Annotated in this window: 14 protein-coding genes; 13 read left to right on the top strand and 1 reads right to left on the bottom strand. The window is 36.5% G+C overall.

From position 1 onward, the window contains the following. Positions 1-74: 74 nt before the first annotated feature. Positions 75-1,157, bottom strand: coding sequence for a bifunctional glycosyltransferase family 2/GtrA family protein (locus V7138_RS13020; protein ID WP_335397974.1), 1,083 nt, complete (start codon positions 1,155-1,157; stop codon positions 75-77). A 353-nt stretch (positions 1,158-1,510) separates the two neighbouring features. Between V7138_RS13020 and V7138_RS13015 the strand changes: the two genes are divergently transcribed. The 13 genes from V7138_RS13015 (at position 1,511) to V7138_RS12955 (ending at position 19,511) form a co-directional block, all read left to right on the top strand. Beyond that, on the top strand, positions 1,511-3,811 hold the full coding sequence (locus V7138_RS13015) for a SpoIID/LytB domain-containing protein (protein ID WP_335397972.1): 2,301 nt from the start codon (positions 1,511-1,513) through the stop codon (positions 3,809-3,811). A gap of 149 nt (positions 3,812-3,960) precedes the next feature. Next, a complete protein-coding gene (locus V7138_RS13010; RefSeq protein ID WP_335397970.1) occupies positions 3,961-5,283 on the top strand; it encodes a cell wall-binding repeat-containing protein in 1,323 nt (440 codons plus the stop codon). A gap of 264 nt (positions 5,284-5,547) precedes the next feature. Next, positions 5,548-7,629, top strand: a complete 2,082-nt coding sequence (locus V7138_RS13005; RefSeq protein ID WP_335397968.1) for a cell wall-binding repeat-containing protein — start codon at positions 5,548-5,550, stop codon at positions 7,627-7,629. 88 nt (positions 7,630-7,717) lie between these two features. Beyond that, positions 7,718-8,386, top strand: coding sequence for a hypothetical protein (locus tag V7138_RS13000; RefSeq protein ID WP_335397966.1), 669 nt, complete (start codon positions 7,718-7,720; stop codon positions 8,384-8,386). A 64-nt stretch (positions 8,387-8,450) separates the two neighbouring features. After that, positions 8,451-9,890, top strand: a complete 1,440-nt coding sequence (locus V7138_RS12995) for an oligosaccharide flippase family protein (RefSeq protein WP_335397965.1) — start codon at positions 8,451-8,453, stop codon at positions 9,888-9,890. Positions 9,891-9,906: 16 nt separating this feature from the next. After that, positions 9,907-11,019 (top strand): glycosyltransferase, encoded by a 1,113-nt coding sequence (locus V7138_RS12990; RefSeq protein WP_335397963.1) that lies wholly within the window; start codon positions 9,907-9,909, stop codon positions 11,017-11,019. Between the two features lie 31 nt (positions 11,020-11,050). Beyond that, positions 11,051-11,956: a glycosyltransferase family 2 protein gene (locus V7138_RS12985; protein WP_335397961.1), complete on the top strand. Its 906-nt coding sequence runs from the start codon at positions 11,051-11,053 to the stop codon at positions 11,954-11,956. A gap of 36 nt (positions 11,957-11,992) precedes the next feature. Beyond that, complete coding sequence (locus V7138_RS12980; protein ID WP_335397959.1) at positions 11,993-13,267, top strand: lipopolysaccharide biosynthesis protein; 1,275 nt, start codon at positions 11,993-11,995, stop codon at positions 13,265-13,267. A gap of 50 nt (positions 13,268-13,317) precedes the next feature. Continuing rightward, the gene (locus V7138_RS12975) at positions 13,318-13,551 is read left to right on the top strand and encodes a hypothetical protein (protein ID WP_335397957.1); all 234 of its coding nucleotides are present in this window, start codon (positions 13,318-13,320) and stop codon (positions 13,549-13,551) included. Next, positions 13,548-15,686 carry a hypothetical protein gene (locus V7138_RS12970; protein ID WP_335397955.1) on the top strand — a complete coding sequence of 713 codons (2,139 nt, stop codon included), beginning with the start codon at positions 13,548-13,550 and terminating at the stop codon, positions 15,684-15,686. Before V7138_RS12975 ends, V7138_RS12970 begins: the two co-directional genes overlap by 4 nt. Positions 15,687-15,750: 64 nt before the next feature. Continuing rightward, on the top strand, positions 15,751-16,995 hold the full coding sequence (locus V7138_RS12965) for a hypothetical protein (protein ID WP_335397953.1): 1,245 nt from the start codon (positions 15,751-15,753) through the stop codon (positions 16,993-16,995). 11 nt (positions 16,996-17,006) lie between these two features. Beyond that, positions 17,007-18,110: a glycosyltransferase family 4 protein gene (locus tag V7138_RS12960; protein ID WP_335397951.1), complete on the top strand. Its 1,104-nt coding sequence runs from the start codon at positions 17,007-17,009 to the stop codon at positions 18,108-18,110. 312 nt (positions 18,111-18,422) lie between these two features. Then, positions 18,423-19,511 carry a glycosyltransferase family 4 protein gene (locus tag V7138_RS12955; RefSeq protein WP_335397949.1) on the top strand — a complete coding sequence of 363 codons (1,089 nt, stop codon included), beginning with the start codon at positions 18,423-18,425 and terminating at the stop codon, positions 19,509-19,511. Positions 19,512-19,527 lie beyond the last annotated feature (16 nt).

Below are 19,527 nucleotides of genomic sequence, written 5' to 3'. Positions count from 1 at the left end.
TTTTCAACTTAACCCTAACAAGTAACCCCCAACCTATTAATGAGATTACCAGTAGCCCCAATTTAATGTAAGTATCAATCACGAACTACCACCTCGGAACGACCTGATTGGTTGTTAAATACCCACACTCTTTGAATGTAGAAACTAATAACAAATAGTAGTGTATCCACGATGATTTTTATGACAACTTCGCCATCACCAAAAGTAAGATAGAGCAAATATACTCCATATGAAGATACAAGCATCTGGCAGATACTTAGAAAGTAGTATTTATACAAAGTGTATTTTGAATTGGATTTAAATACAATATTTTTATTAACTGTGTAATTAAAGAGAGATGAGAGTATTCTTGCTCCGATTGTTGCCACAAAAATAAAATATATAGGAATTAATTCTTTTAACAAGATAGAAAAAATAGTAAACAAAAAGATGTCTAATCCAAAAGAAAAAAGTGAAGAAAAAGCATATTTAATAAAAACAGTATATATTTTGATGGAGTCAACGATAGGATTAAAATGTGATGATTTATTTTCTTCTATGTAAATTGTTTCAATACCAACTTCTTCAATATTAATTTGTTTCGCTTTACATTCAAGAAGCATATTCATTTCAAATTCAAATCTCTCGCCACTCACATTCATCAGATCTTTTATAAAGTGTTTTGGAATTCCTCTTAATCCAGTCTGGGTATCCGTTACTTTAATTCCGCCTATAAATCTAAACACATTCCTTGTTAACACATTACCAAATCGACTTCTAAAAGGGATATTTTCAGCAGAAAAATCTCTAACTCCTAAAACTAAACTGTAAGGATCATTTATTAATTGTTTAGCGATTTTTTTCATATCTTCAACAGAATGCTGGCCATCTGCATCAATTGTTATTACTCCTACAGATTCTGTATGGTGATTTAAAAAATGATTAAATCCAGTCTTCAATGCACGTCCTTTTCCTAGATTAACTCCATGTTTAAGAATGACACATCCTTCAGTATCAATAAGAGCATCAAATATCTGAGTAGAGTCAGGCAAACTGCCATCATTAACAATAATAATCTGATTGAAATTTGCTTGTTTAATGTCCTTGACTAGTTGAAGTAACTTAGTGTCAGGATTATAAGCGGGTATTAGAATGGTTACTTTTTCAAAGTTGGTCATAATGTCCTCCCTATAAAGCCACTAACATTCATTTTGGTAAAAAATGAATAATTTTATACCGTTACATACATTATAATTGCCCAAAAGAAGGTTTGGATAGATTCGAAAAGACTATATTATTTAGGTACAATTTATCCTTATCTTTAATACCCATCATTCAACAATTTCTGAGGAAATACTTCAAAATACCTGCGAAAATCACCTATAAATGATTAATTAACTCCCATAAATTTGATTGTAAGACTCTTATATAAAAATAGGGAAAATAAATTTGTAGAATTATAGTCTACTATGTAAATTTTTGTTATGCTATATTAGGATTTATTAAATTTACTATAATAGGAGGAGATATAGTGACGAGGAAATTACTGACGTGTTTTTCGGCATTCGTATTTGTGCTCATTGTCTCACTAGCTGTTGTGAATACAGCAAGTGCGAGTACAGATAACGATATTTCAGTAGTACTACGGAATTATATAGGTAACAAATCTGAAATTACTGTAACAGTAAAAGGTACGTATGAAATTGTCGGAGACTCCAACACGTTAACTGAGGGAAATACGTATAAGGTTAAATTGGATGGGAAAAATGTTGCTCTATATAATGGAAGCACAAAAATCAAATCCTATGAAAGATTACAAACCAAGCCCGTAAAATATGGGACAGATAATTATATTACAATTGACGGACGCAGATATCTTGGTGAAATGGTTTTTTATTGGGAAAATCGTGGAACAAACACGGTTCGTCCAATGAATACCCTTCCTTTAGAGGACTATTTAAAGGGTGTTGTACCAGGTGAAATGCTTGCAAACTGGCATTTGGAAGCATATAAGGCACAAGCTGTAGCGGCAAGAAGCTATGCTTTATATAAGAAAGCTGGTCAACTTGACGGAATCATCAATGATACAACCGATTTCCAAGTGTATGAAGGTTATACATGGTGGAATCAGAATTACCAAAAATATCGTGATACAACGATTGCGATTAATGCGACAAAGGGACAAATCCTAACATACAAAGGAAAGCCAATCGAAGCCTATTATTCTTCAACAAACGGTGGAACACAGCTTTCTGTAACCAATTCTTGGGGCACTAGTTTATCAAATTATCCATATTTGACAAAACGAAATGACCCTTATAGTGCGAAAACTGGAGCACATATGAATTGGTCATTCTCTGTGAATAAAGAACAAATGGATATCTCCAAGCTTGACCTTGAAAAGCCATCAGACTGGTGGGATAAAGAAGATGCTCCTTATAATGAAAAAGATAAGTCTATAACATCAGCAATGAAACAACGAATGATTGTAGTAGATAATAATTTAAAAGGTGCAAATCTTAAAATTGTAGAGGTCTCAGATATGACCTTTGACACGCCTCCTTTTGATGCGCATGATATTTTATCAGGATCTTTCAAAGTAAAGTACTTTGTTAAGGGGAAAGACGGCTTTGTCATGGAAAATGGCAAATTAAAATTGCATACTAAAACCATTTCCTCAAAAACCAATACTCTTAGAAGCTATTTTGGAACGTCTGTTTTCAAAAGCCCTAACGTAAAAGAAGTTAAATTTGACGGAACAAAGTACATGGTTAAAGGCGATGGCTTTGGCCATGGCATTGGTCTTAGTCAATATGGTTCCCAGCAACAAGCTGTAGAAGGTAGAAGCTTTAAGCAAATTCTAGATTTCTATTATCAAGGTACAAGCTGGGATAATACTATCTACCAATCTATTAACAGCTCACTTCAAGGTGAGACTCGTTATGATACGAGTGCGGCGATTGCAAACTATGGATGGTCATCAGCTAAAACGGTTGTACTTGGTAGAGGAGATAATCCTGTAGATGCACTTACAGGAAGTGTGTTAGCGAAAAAACATGATGCTCCATTATTGCTCGTAAGAACGGACAAGATTGATGAATCAGTTCTTAAAACATTAGACAAATTTAGACCAAGTAAGATCTATATTTTAGGTGGAACATCAGCGATTTCTTCAAATGTTGAAAATCAACTAAAAAACAAATACACCAAAGATGTAGAGCGAGTTAATGGAAAATGGAGAGCAGATACGTCTGTTGCGATTGCGAATGAAATAGCAAGTTCTAGTAAAGAGGTAATTGTTACAACTGACAGCGAAAAATCTTCAGATGCTCTTTCCATTGCGTCATATGCAGCGAAAGAACAAATTCCGATTCTTTATTCGAAAAAGGATAGTACTGCGGATTCTGTTCTAAACTACATTCAAAATTCAGGGGTTAAAAAGATAACCATTATTGGTGGAGATGCTGCCATTTCAAGTAATGTAGAAAATCGATTAAAATCCATTGTTGGCTCTAGTAATGTTACTAGAATCAGTGGTTTGAACAGATTTGATACAAGTGTGAAGATTGTAGAAACATTAAACCTTGACCCTCGCAATATCTTCTTTGCGAGAGGAGAAAACACAGACTTTATTGATGCTCTTCCTGGTTCAGTATTGGCGGCTAAATACGATGCACCAATTATCCTTGTTAGAAGAGATAAAGTGCCGGATGAAGTTAGAAACTATATCAATTCTGAAATCTCATACATTCCTTATATTCACTATTTAGGTGGGGAAGCTGCGATTTCCAAAACAACAAGAAGCAATCTGCAAGAGATTATCTTGAAGTAAAAGAAGGCTGCCTTAATGGCAGTCTTTTCTTTTGGCTAGAGGTACACACATCTACAAATTGTTACATATTGTTAATGTTTGCTTTCTTACCCTCGTGTTATACTTTCACTATATATGTAGAATAATATCTAATTTTGGTAGGAGGTAGCATGGAAAAAAGAAGTGGATTAATTGTTTGTATATTAGTGGGTATATTGTTGGTTCTTGGCGTTCCAAGCCTAACTTCAGCTGCTGAAATAAATGTTGAGCGGATCAGTGGAAACAATAGGTATGAGACAGCAGTTAAGGTTTCAAAGGAAGGTTGGTCTACAGCAGATACGGTCGTGTTGGCGACGGGTACTAATTTTCCAGATGCGCTTACTGGAACACCTCTGGCTTACGCGTTGAATGCGCCGATATTATTAACGAAAAAGGACGAGATTCCTGGTGCAACCAAAAGTGAGATTACTAGATTAGGAGCAAGCAAGGTTCTTATTCTAGGTGGTACTGCGACGATATCAACGACAGTTGAAACGGAACTTGTTAATTTGGGGTTAAAAGTTGAACGGATAAGTGGGGAAACGCGCTACGATACTTCCGTTAAAATTGCGGAGAGGCTTGGAAGTACTGCTGACACTGCAATCGTTGCTTTTGGAGGGAATTTTCCGGATAGTTTATCAATAGCAGCCTATGCCGCTAAAAATAAACTTCCTATTTTTCTTGTGACAAATAGCAGCATTCCAAAAGAAGTAAAGCAGGCGTTAGAGAAGTATGAAAGGACCATTGTAGTCGGAGGTACATCCGTCATTTCTGACAAAGTCTATGAACAACTGAATAAACCAACTAGAATCTCAGGTGAGGATCGCTATACAACGTCTGCGAGAGTTGTAAAACAGCTTTCCCCATCCAATCTAACTCCAGTTTATTTAGCTACTGGGAAGGATTTTGCAGATGCGTTAACAGGGTCTCTTTTAGCAGCGAAAAAGGATTCTGCTATTTTACTTGTAAGACCAGATGAGGTACCGGCACCTGTTAATAGTGTTCTAAATCAAATCACTGTTACAGATGTTGCGATTATTGGTGGGGCTGCGGCTGTTTCTGAAAAAGTAGTTCAGCATTTTACGTACGACCTCACATCCGACCTTATCAAAACCGCGAAGTCCTTAATGGGTACACCTTATCTATGGGCCGGCACAACACCAAATGGTTTTGATTGTAGTGGCTATTTAAATTACGTCTTTGCGAAGCATGGAATTCAGCTTCCAAGAACGGTTGCGAGTATATGGAATGCTGGCACGAGTGTGAGTTCGCCACAGGTAGGGGATATTGTGTTTTTTGAGAAAACCTATGATAAAGAAGGACCAACACATGCAGGGATCTATTTAGGAAATAACGAATTTATCCATGCTGGTTCATCCACAGGTGTAACGATTGCAAATCTTAATATTAGCTATTGGAAAGACAGATACCTAGGTTCAAAATCCTATTATTAATGATTCCATGGACTCTCTTACGATTGAAGGTAAGGGGGTCTATTTTGTTCTAGGAGTTTTGAAGGGGTAACCTACAAAGTGTTTCGCCCGAATCCTTCTTAAGTGATAATTTTTATTCATTGTCGTCTTACACGTTTCGACATGTTTATAGTAGAATTGGTGGATTTTAATGGGAATTTCAGCTCATATGCCTACTAAAATATAAAAAACGATGCTATAATGTTGAAATATAGTGATTTTTGTAGAATAAGAGGAGGTTACGAAATGAAGGGGAAGATAGGGAAACTCTTGTTTTTTTGTCTGTTTCTCTTATTTTTATTCCCAGCTAGTAGCTTTGCAGAAAAGGTGCTTGTTGTTGATCCGGGACATGGTGGGAAATTTGGAGGAACCTGTGGGTACTCAGGGAAACAAACCGGATATTGTGAAGAAGATGCGAATCTTGATATCGCATTAAAAGTAAGAGATGCCTTGAAAGGAACAGATATCAAGGTTTATCTAACTCGTACTACTGATACCGAATTTGCTCCATATTTAAGAAATGATGGTGGAGATTTTGATGTACGAATGAGTAAAGCAAATGGATATGCTAAAGGAAATAATGATAATAGTGTGTTCGTTTCAATCCATCATAATGCGAGTACAAACGCATTTGCACGGGGAGTAGAGACATATTATTATGATAGTGTAAATCATTATAGTTCAGCATATCCGCCAGACCCTATGCAATTAAACTATCGTGATGATAGTAAGAGATTGGCAGAGTCCGTACATCCAAGTATCGTAGAGTACTCTGGGTTTATTAATCGGAAAATCCATGGTAACATGGCTTTTTATGTGATTCGTAATGCGCAAATGCCGTCCATTCTTGTTGAATTAGGATACATGACAAATCGCCAAGAGGAAAAACTAATCAAGTCTAGTTCAAATCAGCAGAAGATGGCAAACGCGATTGCACAAGGTGTGAAGAATTATTTTAAAGTATTTGATGTTTATGATAAAAATGATAAAAAATTAGCAACCTTCCAATCTAAAGAGGATGCCATCCAATATGCAAAGAAAACTTCTTCTGCCTATAGGGTTTTTGATAAGGACAAGCAAAAGACAATTTTTGCAAAACAAATGAACTATAGTGTTCAGCATAAAACAAAAGGTGAGTGGGAAAAGTTTTATGATTTAGATGATGCGATCCGCTTCGCAAAATATAAAACAGATTCTCGTGTTGTATCACTTAACAAAGGCTGGACAATGTGGTCGAATTACATATCAGCAAAATATGATGTGGTCGTTGGTGGTGAGGTCGTCCAAAGCTTTTACGACTATAATTATGCTCAAGACTTTGCACGTCATAAATCTAATTCTAGAGTAGTCCGTAAAAATACAAATGAAGTCCTTTGGACAAACCAATCTGGAGTTCAGGTTGACCGCGTGTTAGATGTAAAAAAACTATCAGGGGAACGCAGATATGAAACAGCTGTTGAAATATCAAAATCGATGTACCCCAATGGATTCCCTGAAGGTAGTGAAAGAGTTGTTATTTTAACAACTGGTAATGATTCTGCAGATGCTTTGTCAGCGGGTCCATTATCAGGATTATTCGGGAAAGCTCCGATTCTATTAACGAAGCCGACTGAGTTTGTTGAAGCGACTAAGAATGAAATTGTTCGATTAAATCCAAATAAAGTGATTATCATTGGTGGAGATCAAGCAGTTTCTACGAATATAGAAAATGAGATCATACAAGTTTTAGGATATGAGACAGAGCGTATCAGTGGTGAAAACCGATATGAGACAAACCAACAAATCGTTGAACGTCTAGGTGGAACAAATGGCGTGTTTGTGGCATACGGAAAGAGCTATGCAGATGCACTCGCTGTAGCCCCGATCGCAGCTGCAAATGACTGGGGAATTGTCCTAACTGACAAAAATGAAATTTCCAATGAAGCTCTTGCTTTGCTTAAGGGGAAACGGGTTGTAATTGTCGGAGGACCGGACGTCATTTCTGATACTGTTCAGACAAAAATTAAGAGCATAAACTCGAATACAAAAAGAATTTATGGTGTGAATCGCTATGAAACACTATCAGCTATCCTTTGGGAATTTAAGTCATTAGTTAAATCTGATGAAATCCTTATTACAACAGGAACGAATTTCCCTGATGCATTAGCGGCTGCACCACTTGCAGTTCACACTCATTCACCATTATTGCTAGTAAGAGATGATTTCCCATGGCATCTTGAATCCTTCTTGATGGATTATGCAGATACTGAACATGTTGACAAGGTGACTGTTATCGGCGGAGTTGTAAAAGACAATATTGTAAATGAAATTATGAGAAGTCTTAAATAAAGGTAAAATATTTGTGTGTCATTGATAACAAATGAAGGGGACTGACGTAAGACTGTCAATCCCCTTTTTACCGAAAGGAATGTTTTAAATGAGAATCATGATGTACACCTTATTATTACTGGTTGTGCTAGTTGGCTGTTCGGCAAATAATCAAGTGAAAGACCAGGAAGAGCCAACAAAGAAAAATCAGACAGAACAAACAGAAGCGACTGCTCCCGAGCAGGAAGAAACGACAAAAGAAGAGCCTGAAGAGGTTGCAGGTTATACTCTATATCGTCCAGAGGTAGGAACGAGCAGAACCTTTACGAATAATGGCGAAGAAATATTTACACAGGAAATTGTCGCCGAAAATGATGAATATGTACAACTGACCATTGCCATTGGGGGAACTATTTCTACTCAAGTTTATAAATGGACAGCTGATGAAATTTCACTTGTGTTTGAAGAAAGAGAGCCAAGTAATCCTTCTGAAAGCATTCTAGATTCATTTACACCAAATGAAGAAATTGATGTATTTGTTCAAAGTGAAGGCAATTCAGATTGGGAGCTAATTGATGAGGCTGCTTCTTTAAAAGTGCCATACGGAGAATTTAAGGATGTCCTTGTTATCCAAAAGGTAACTGATGAGGTTGAAGGAGCAGATACAATTTATACAAGATATTTTGCGCCATCTGTTGGAATGATAAAAGAAAGCTTTGAAGTAACAGGTGAACAAGGTTACGAGGATGAAGCTAATTTAGAAACGGTTCAAAAGTAATGGAAGGTAAGACTGTTGCATTTGTTGACAGTCTTCTTATTCTTTTATAAATGAGGCTAATGGTATGCTTTCGAAACACACTTTTTCTTATTTTATATCCCACGGAGTCCCAGCCCTCATCAGCTTCTTAAGTATTGCAATCTTTTCGAGGCTGTTGACACCAAATGAATATGGTATATATGCGCTTGTATTTGCGATTGCCAGTTTGGTCAATGCGTTTTTATTTGAATGGATTAAATTAAGTCTACTTCGGTACTATCAGTACTATAAGAAAGAACGAGAATTTTTAGAAACAATTAAAATTGTCTATCTCGCAATTGTTGTTATTACCGCAGTGATTGGATTTATTGTCATAGGCTTTCAAGTAACACCTCGACATATAGCTATATATGTGTTTTTTACGCTTTTACTCTCATGGACACAATCATGGAACAGTCTTACACTTGCTTTAGTAAGAGCAAAACTGTCTCCTATTGAATATGGAAAACTTGCATTTAGCAGAACCACTTTAGGATTTCTGTTCGGTGCTTTACTCATATATATTGGATTAAAGGAAAAGGGCTTGCTTTTAGGCATCCTTATTGGATTTTGGATTACTCTTTTATTTCCAACCTTCACCTATTGGAAAGGGCTATCTCTATCTTTTTTTAATCGAGATATTTTACGAAAAATGTTCAAATATGGATTTCCGTTAACAATCACATTGCTGCTTGGAATTGTTATTCATAATTCTGATCGAATGATTATCTCGTATTTACTTGGAACAACCTCCACTGGGTACTATTCAGTGACCTATGATTTATCAGAGCAAACGATTTTTACATTAATGATGGTTGTGAATTTAGCTGCTTTTCCAATCGTGATGAAAACATTGGATGAAAAAGGAGTGAAGGCTGCTTACGAACGGGTCAAGGATAATACAACGATGCTAAGCCTTATCTCTATACCTGCTGTAGCAGGGTTTATGATGCTAGCCCCGAATATTGTTGAGATTGTCCTTGGAGAAGAGTATAGAAGCATTGCTCTTACACTCATCCCATTTATTGCAGTGGGAGCCTTCTTAAAGGGATTTAAGCTTTATTGTTTAGATATTATGTTCCATATCCATCAAAATACAGCCATTCAAATTATTCCGTCCCTGCTTGCAGCGATTGCCAATGTCATTTTAACCTTTCTGTTCATTCCTTTGTTCGGATTACAGGGAGCCGCAATGGCAACGGTATTGTCCTATTTGCTTGCTGTTGTATTGAGTTGGGTCATTATCAGTAGAAGGTATAGCTTTCCTTTTCCTACTAAAAATGTCTTTCTGATTCTTGTTGCCACATTAGGAATGAGTCTGTGTCTATGGCCACTTAAAGATAAAATAGGGCCCGGTATGTTGGCGATGCAGATTGGGATTGGCCTTCTATCTTATCTATTTCTCGTTCTTATTTTAAATATCGCTAATTCTAGAAAAAGATTAAGAAAGCTATTAAATAGGAAGATACTAAAAGGTGAAGAATAGAAAGAGGGAGGTTCTGATGAAAAAAATTGCACTCTTTATCCCGCGGCTAACCATTGGTGGCGCAGAAAAGGTGATGATTTCTATTGCAAATGGACTTTCGGAACGGGGACATGATGTCGATCTAGTTGTTATTTCCAAAGAGGGCGATTTGGCAGGAATGGTTTCACCCAGCGTTACGGTAGTGGATCTTCAAAGTAAAAGGACCTTCTGCAGTATTCTTGCGTTGAAGAAATATATTGAAGAAAAACGACCTGATGTATTATTATCAGCATTAGATAATGCGAATATTGTTGCGGGTTTAGCTAAAATATTAACAAATACCGACACAAAGCTTGTTTTAAGCATCCATACTAATTTACAATACTCTTATGAGCATCCAAGAACCTTTATTCAACGTTTTTATCCATTCCTATTAAGAAGGGTTTTTAAACAGGCAGATGCAGTTATTGCCGTTTCAAAATGTGTAGCAGCGCTTTCTAGCAAATTTTTAAACTACCCACTTGAGAAAGTGAAGGTTATTTATAATCCAGTTATTCATGAAGAAATCTATGAATTGGCTAATGAGGATCAAGAACATCTTTGGCTTCAAGAGAATCGCTCGATTCCAGCCGTTGTTGCAGTTGGTCGGATAGTAGAAGCAAAGGATTATCCAACTCTCATTCATGCATTCGCGAAGGTGGTCAAAAGGACAAAGGCAAGGTTGATCATTGTGGGAGATGGCAAGGAAAAGATAAAAAAAGATATGGAATCATTAATACAGTCCTATGAGATTCGTGATGTAGTGGACATCACGGGATATAAAAAAAATCCGTATTATTATATAAAAAATGCTGATTTGCTTGTATCCTCTTCTAAATTAGAGGGCTTCGGTAATGTGTTGGTTGAAGCATTAGCACTTCGAACACCGATTGTGTCAACGAATTGTCAATGTGGCCCTAGTGAAATTCTATTAGATGGCAGGTTAGGTAGCCTTGAGCCAGTAGGTGATGTGGATGCATTGGCGAAAGCCATTGAACAGAGGCTTACGAATCAATATGCATTTGATGAGGAACTTTTGACTACCCATTTACGTCAAATGGAAGCACAAGCGGCAGTTTTAGAATATGAAAAGGTAGTTTTGCAGGAATGAAAAAGAAGAGTAGGGCTAGGTGAATGTTTTTATGTACACTGTATCAGTAATAATACCGACGCATAACCGACCAGATTCTCTCCTATTAACGTTAAATAGTGTAATAAATCAAACCGTAAAGCCTTACGAAGTAATCGTTGTAATTGATGGAAATAGCCCTGATATTGAAGAGTTACTTCAAAGTTATGGTACAAATGGGATACCGCTTCTCATCGAGCACCTAAAACAGAAAAAAGGGGCTTGTTTTGCAAGAAATCATGGAGCCAATCGTTCAACCGGCGATATTTTAATGTTTCTTGACGACGATGATATATGGGAACCTACGAAAGTGGAAGATCAACTTAACGTGTTTAAGGCTAAGCCTGAGGTAGGTCTAGTCTACTCGGGAAGAATTGTCGTATATGAAGATGATCGGTCTACACCGATTCGAAAAATTACTCCTGTTATGAAAGGGAAATTATTCCCTCATATTTTTTATGATAATTATATAGGAACAACATCATCAGTTGCTCTAAAAAGATCATTGTTTATGGAAGTTGGAGGATTTGATGTTAATTTGCCTGCCATGCAAGACTATGATTTGTGGATACGATTCTGCAAATTAACGAGTGTTGATCATGATTCGAAGTACAATGTCCGCTATTCAGTCTATCGGAATCCGGACTTACACATTGGTGGAAAAGGCAATTATCATAAGTTTGTTGTCAATTACATGATGAAAAAGTATAAGGACGAGTTAGAACAATTATCTCCAAAAGTAAAAAGGAGATTTAAATCGTCAAGGTTTCTTCATGTGGCTAAAGCGGTATACAAAAAAAGCTATATTCGATCTCTTCGATTCTCGATGAAGAGTTATATCAATTATCCAAACATAAAAGCAATCGTACTGTTATTTCCAAAGGGCTTAGCTACACGGTTAAGTAAAAGAATTTATTAACCCTATTGGTTATGTACAGCAAAAGAAGGTGTCTTCGTGTTTCGAAAAGGTTCATTTACAAAAAATGTTGCAGTCTTAATGTCTGGAACTGCCATATCCCAAGGTATCTTAATTGCTGCAGCGCCCATACTGAGTAGGCTCTACACACCTGATGCATATGGTATATTTACTTTATTTACATCAATTGTGATTATCCTTTCCGTCGTAGCAACATGGAGGTACGAATTAGCTATTGTTCTACCGAAAAAGGATGAAGACGCTGTTAATGTGATGATGCTTTCAGCATTTTGCGTCGTACTTACTTCTCTATTTTCAGCAATCTTAATTCTGTTTTTCGGTGATTGGTTCGTAAAAGTAATTGATGCAGAAAATCTAAAGCCATGGCTATGGTGGATCCCAATCAGTATTTTTGCTACGGGGATTTATCAGAGTCTCAATTATTGGTCTACACGTACGAAGCATTTTGGAGAAGTTTCTATTTCTAGAAGCGTTCGTTCTGTTGGTACAGTTGGGGTACAAATACCCGTTGCTTTTGTAAATGCTGGACCAGTTGGACTTGTTTCAGGATACATTATTGGACAGGTAGTAGCATCCTTTGCTCTTGCCGTTCAAATTTTAAAAAAATATAAAACATTATTTAAGGATTCTTTTCAGGTCCAACGCACAAAAGAGCTTGCAAAAGAATACGCGGAATTCCCAAAATATAGCTCACCACAGGCTTTTATTAATGCGGTATCGCAAAACATTCCTTCATTTTTATTAGCCTTTTACTTTGGTCCGGAAGCGGTTGGATTGTATTCCCTTTCGCATCGGCTTTTGAGCATGCCAATCACCCTTATTACACAATCGGTGAAACAAGTGTTTTTCCAAAAAAGCTCAGAGGCTTATAATAACGGGCAAAATGTGTATAAATTATTAAGAAAAGCGACACTTGGGTTATTTGGAATCGGAATAATTCCATCGATAGTCGTGATTTTATTTGGACCTCCGCTTTTCGCTTTTGTTTTGGGAGCAGAATGGTATGATGGTGGCGCTTATGCGCAATGGATGATTTCTTGGTTGTTTTTTGCCTTTGTCAATTCACCTGCATTTGTTGTCGCACAAATCTATGGTTTTCAAAAACAACTCATGTATTATGAAATCGGTCTTTTTGTATTTCGGGCAATTGCCCTTGTTATCGGGGGGATGTATTTTACAGACCTCGGAAGCATCGCCCTTTATAGTATTGTTGGTGCGATTTATAATGGCTTATTAATTTATTTTGTCTTACAAGCAGCAAAGAAAAGACAGCCCGAGCAGCAGCCGGCTTAACGAAAAGGTAAGGCCGTAGTTTTCAAGTTCGTTTATTGGAGGATACACAAATGAGTAAACAAACCAATCGGAAAGAGAAAGGCATTCTTGATAAAAGGTTAAGTATCTCGGTTGTTCCAATCACTGTGTTTGGAATCTTGGTTGTGGGGGTTATTTTATCTGTATTTTTAATGCCGATTACGGAACCTTCCATTCAAAACACCAAGTATAAACAAAATCTAGTGGAATCGGGCGTTAATATTTATTGGAATGATCAATTAACAAAGGTAGAGGAAGAAAAATGAGATTAACGATTAAAGTAAAATATATTCTATACGTTTTAATAGCCTTACTATTGATCACTCCGATTCTTGGATTCACTCTGAAGCCTAAATGGGATGCACGGAATGCGAGCCAAATGTTAAATAGCGGTAATGAAGCTGGTTTAACGAGGGTTGAGCAGTTATTGAAGTCTGACCTAGCTAGTGAAGACCGGTATGCTGTCATTAGGGACTTTATAATAAAAGAGGTCTATTCTGATAGCTATGATTTTTATATTGTACCATCTGGCTACAATATGCCACGTCATTCTTCGATTGAATTTTCTTCATTAGAAGAGGCAAAGCCATATATTGAGGAGTATGTTGAAAATGGCCCAGTAGACGAGTTTCTATTGAAGGGAGCTAAGCAGCTAGCTTCCTATTATGATCGTAATCTCGATGGGCAAGCATCGATTGAGGTGCTAAAAAGAGCAGCTGAAAGATTTGACACAGATCATCCAAATTATCTGGATATGCAGCTTGCCCTTTCACAACAGCTTCTTAAATACGAACAAATCGAAGAGGCTCAGGAAATCATTCAAGGTGTAAAAGAAGTTATGCAGGATACTCCATCATTTGTCGGCTTATCTGTTTTTGATGCTGAAATCGCAATGCGGTTAGGCGAAAAGGAACAAGCATTGGCGAGTATTAACGAAGGAATTGCAGCCTTTGAAGAAAATAAGGAAAATGAGGATTACAGCAAAGTATTTAGAGAATATCAGGGGCTAACTCAACTCTCTGAGAGAATAGATGCAGGATTGTCGACTGTTAGAGGAACAATTAAGAGAAGTGATGGTACTCCCCTTAGTCATGTCAATCTTATTTTAGTTGGTGCTAATGATTCGAAGAACCGGAGCTTGTACACATATAACGTCATCACAGGTGAAGATGGCTCCTATCAATTCGATGGCGTTCCAGAAGGATTTTATAAAATAATCGTTGGGATAACATTCAACCAAGGTGAGGGCTGGACGTGGCCAATTAATAACTATGATACGATTGAGGTTCATGAAGAAAACACTGTGTATGATGTTGTGTTTAGACCGTTATTAAATTTAATTTCACCAACAAATGATGAAATTATTAGAGGTGACGATGTCACATTTAAGTGGGAAGAGGTTGAAGGTGCAGCCTATTATGACATGAGTTTTGGATTCAATGGTGCCTCAAGCAAGCTCTTGTTTAAAAAAATTCCAACTAATAGATTTGATATCACAACAAGTGAGCTTCAAGCCATTAACCTTGTGCAATATTCCAATAATAATGTGAATGCGAACTCCTTATTAGGTTTTTCAAACCCTGAATTGACTTTTTATTGGTATGTGACGGCTTATGATAAAGATGGAAAGCTGCTATCGAGAAGTAATGGGTATCGGTTAGGGAAAGAAAATACCGGGAACCTTCCGTTTTTTACCCTAGGTGCTCGTAATTTAACGGAAGCAGATAAAATGGTTTTAAGTTCCCGCTTTGGTCCTGCATTAAAGCAGTATCGTAACAATATTGCAAATGACCCAAGGGATGTTCATAGTATACGTATGGTTAATCGTCTAATACCAGTGATGAACCAGGATTTAGATGAATTTGAAATCTTGCGCAAAAAACTGCCGTATTTATTAGCTTTAGCAGATCTTGAACCAACTGAGGAAGTGGTGTTCGAGTTATCAAAGTATAATTTTTATAAAGAAAACTTTGAAAGACTTGATGAATGGTACAGTGTATACACAAGATTGTATGAGCCTAATCTTGATCTTGACATGATCTATGTCGAGTCACTATTAAAACGAGATTCAGTTGATGAGGCGATTACGAAACTTAACAAAATGGCTGAGGTTTATGAGGCTGACATTGATCGTATTATTGGTATGATTCTCGCAATAGAATTTTATTACAATAATAAATTTGATGAAGGTACGGAGATTGCACAACTGTACAAAGAGTATGAACCAACCATTGATTGGGTGAACCTGGTCACGATGCTACAGGTTGTAGATAAAGAAAAAATAGATGAAATCCTTACTTTATTTTTTGAAAGTCAGGATAAGAAATTAGTCGAGTTAAAAGATGAAGAAGAAAGTCAAATCGTGATTGATTTTATTGATGTATTACGAAAGGTAAAATAAGGATCAAGCCGGTCTTCCAGATGGAAGGCTGGGCTCCTTATATACTTACATTCTGGAGGAGCTTATGTGGTTTATAATAGGTATCATTTTTATTGTGCTTTTTCCAATCATCGAAATTTTTAATATGCCCTTGTTGTTAATTTTACCTATTGGGTTCATCCTCTTTGTCATTCAACAAAGAAAGATGCTTTTTCCGATAAAGGTAAATTCACTAAAAAGTATTATTCCAATAGAATATACAGTTGGGCTATCTCTCAGTGCTGCTTATTTTATTATTCACGCAGTCGTCTTATATCTGTTTGAGGGAAATTTATCGATAAAAGATCTCTCATATTTTACATTTCCACTTTTCTATTTGTTTTTAATCTTAATTTTTATGTATAGTAAAAATAACATCGAAATTTTAAAAGTCTATTTTTATGTGAATATCCTGATTGTATTAGCCATATTCATAGTACCTTCCCTTTCTCATTTTATAAAGGTGTATTATGAGTTATATGCGAAAGGTCCGATTGCAAGTCCTTCGACTGCCATCAGTGCCATCATTTCAAGACCATCCGGATTGTTGGTTCACCCATCATTGTTAAGCTTCACCATTTACTTAATTGGTAAATATCTTTCTGTAAAGATACCAAAGTATAAGTATTGGTTTTTAGGTTTATCCTTGATAACAATTGTGGCATCGAGTGGAAGAGCAGCACTTTTAATTCTTCTCTTCATTGAAGGGATATCATTTATCCTTAAAGGGAAATCAATTAAGAGGAAAATCGTAAGAGCAGTTAGTGCTCTCATTGTTGTTATGGGGCTGTTTGTGGCTCTTTACTTTATTAGTCCATTCTTTAATTGGTGGATTAATCTAACACTAGAGGATTTATATTATGGGAATGGCTTTCGCAGTCATTCGATCGAACATCGTCTAGATATGTTTGGCTGGCTGTTTGATGAACAAGCGAATGTGCTAAATTTCTTATTTGGCGGACGACTTACGATGGATACTTTGAGTTCATTGGGTATTAGTTATATCGATAGTGAGTTTGTAATGAGAATTCTACAATTTGGTTTGGTGGGTTATCTGTTACTTGCGATGCCATTCTTTGTTTTTTACTATCGTGCAAGAAAACTAAAACACAAGCCTTTTATGGCCTTTGGTCTATTTATGATTATGTTCGTATTTCTAGGTTCGCTTACAACCACAATTATGACAAAGATGGTGCTGGTTCTCATTTCATCAATGGTGATTGGTATGTGTGAGCGGGAAATGCGAAAACACGTTGCAAAAGAAGAAGTAGAAATTAGAAGTCTCACTTAGAGGTGTACTAGATGAAGATTGCTTATATTGTGTCGACCCTAAAGCTAGCAGGTCCTACAAACCAGCTTTTCAATATTGTAAAAAATATCGATAAGGAAAAACATCAGGTATTGGTCATTACATTATCTCCAGAACCAAAGGAGTCCTTGTGGGACAAGTTTGTTCAACATCGGATTCCTGTAAAAACGGTGGGACTGTCAAGATTACAAGGTGTGGTAAATGCTCATAAAGTTGTAAAGAAAATGTTAGAAGAATTTAATCCTGATGTTGTTCATACCCAAGGGATACGTGCAGATTATATTTCAGCTACCTATCTCCCATACCCAAACGTTGCAACACTTCGAAATTATCCTTATGCGGATTATGTGATGACGTACGGTAAAATAAAAGGTTGGATTATGGCTAAGGTTCACTTAAATATTCTTCAGAAATTATCTGCACCAGTTGCCTGTTCAGATAGTATTGCAAGAATGGTGGGCGAGCATGGGATTAAACTTTATTCGGTGAAAAATGGAGTAGACACCGATCGTTTCTTTCCGGCCACACCTGAGGAAAAAGAGTTAATTAAGAATGAGTTGAACCTTCCTAAGGATAAAAAGGTCTATGTCTCTGTCGGACACTTAAGTACAAGAAAGGATCCACTTTTCGTAATAAAGGGTTTCTTAAAAAGTAAACTTAAGGAGAATGGCTACCTTGTTATGGTTGGGGACGGTCCACTGCGCTCCGAATGTGAACAACTTGTTGAAAATGAAGATTCGGTTCATATCCTTGGTAGAACGGATCGAGTGAATGACTATTTAAGAGGAGCAGACTTTTGTATCTCTGCTTCAAAGGCTGAAGGATTGCCAAACTCCATATTAGAGGCACTTGCAACCGGTTTGCCAGCAGTATTGTCTGATATTGAACCACATAAGGAAATGCTTGAATTAAATACGAAAGCAGGTTTATTGTTTGTTTTAGGAGATGAATCTGAATTTGTAAACAAGCTCAATCAGATTCTTGATTTAAACCAGGATGAAATGAAGCAAGCGGCATTAGATATTATCGAATATCACTTAAGCGCTAAAAAAATGTCTGAAAACTATATGGAAATCTATAATAAGATTGTTAACTAAGCAAACAGATACGTTCTGTTTGCTTTTTCATAAGGTAATTACAATCTTAAAAACCGGAAAAGTAAAAATGGAAATCGTCTAGTTGTAACTTATTGAAATACCTTTCGTCTAATGATAGTGGATACACCAAAAAGAGCTTCCCCCAAAAACGATATCGAGTATTCGAAAGGATATGAAGAGCCTTGAGATGACTTTCTTCCTTGAAAAATTGTATAGACGTCGATGTATTGGTGTGATATCATAGCTTTGGTTCGAGTTTAGAAATCTTTTTCGATGAATTATTACAATAACTGACCCTTAGAGGTGTGAAAAATGTACACTTTACAATATCTGCTTCTATTTATAATAGGCGTTGCCGTAAGCTTTATACTTACACCTTTTGTCATTAAAATTGCTCATAAAATTGGTGCAGTTGATGTTCCAAATAAGCGTAAGGTTCATACTAACACCATTCCACGTCTAGGCGGTTTAGCGATCTACTTTGGATTTGTGATTACTTTTATTATGATGTCTTTTTTTGAGGATGTTTCTTGGAGTATTCTGGTCGGGGCAACAATTATTGTTGTGACAGGTATCCTAGACGATAAATTTGAAATTAAACCGATTCAAAAATTAGCGGGCCAAATTATTGCGGCACTTATTGTTTTGTTTAACGGTTTACAGATTAAGGTTATTACCATCCCGTTTTTCTCCGAGGATATTCAAATTAGCTGGTGGATTGCTTTTCTGGTTTCTTTTATTTGGATATTAGGGATCACAAATGCGGTTAACTTAATTGATGGACTAGATGGCCTAGCAGCTGGAGTCTCCATTATTGCGTTAACTTCAATCTTTATTATGTCCCTCATTATTGGAAATGAAGTCTCAGCATTATTGGCAATTGGGTTAATTGGCAGTACACTAGGTTTTCTGTTTTTTAACTTCCATCCAGCAAAGATTTTTATGGGGGATACCGGATCACTATTATTGGGATTCTTGCTTTCTGTGATGTCATTAATTGGATTAAAACAGGTAACTTTTGTAACATTAGTTATTCCAATTATCATTCTAGCTGTTCCTATTATTGACACACTTATTGCAATTATACGCAGAAAAATAAATAGACAAGGTATCATGGCACCAGATAAAAACCATATGCATCACCGTTTATTAGCCGTAGGGTTTTCTCACCGTAAGGCTGTGTTGATGATATACGGCATTGCGACTTTCTTTGGAGGCTCAGCTATCCTTTTCTATAAAGCTAATTTACTAGGGTCTTCCCTTATTTTTATCTTATTATTAATTGTAATCGAATTTATGATTGAAAAACTGTCTCTTATTAGTAAAAATTATAAGCCGATGATTACCATGTTCCATAAGATAAAAGTTTTATTATTTGGAACCGTCGGTTCAAAGGGATAGACAAGTTCAGAAAAGA

Origin of the sequence: Bacillus sp. JJ1533 (assembly GCF_036965045.1) — a bacterium.
Classification (GTDB): domain Bacteria; phylum Bacillota; class Bacilli; order Bacillales; family Bacillaceae_L; genus Ferdinandcohnia.
Note: the sequence above shows the minus strand (reverse complement) of the source record. Positions and strands in the feature narration are given on the sequence as shown.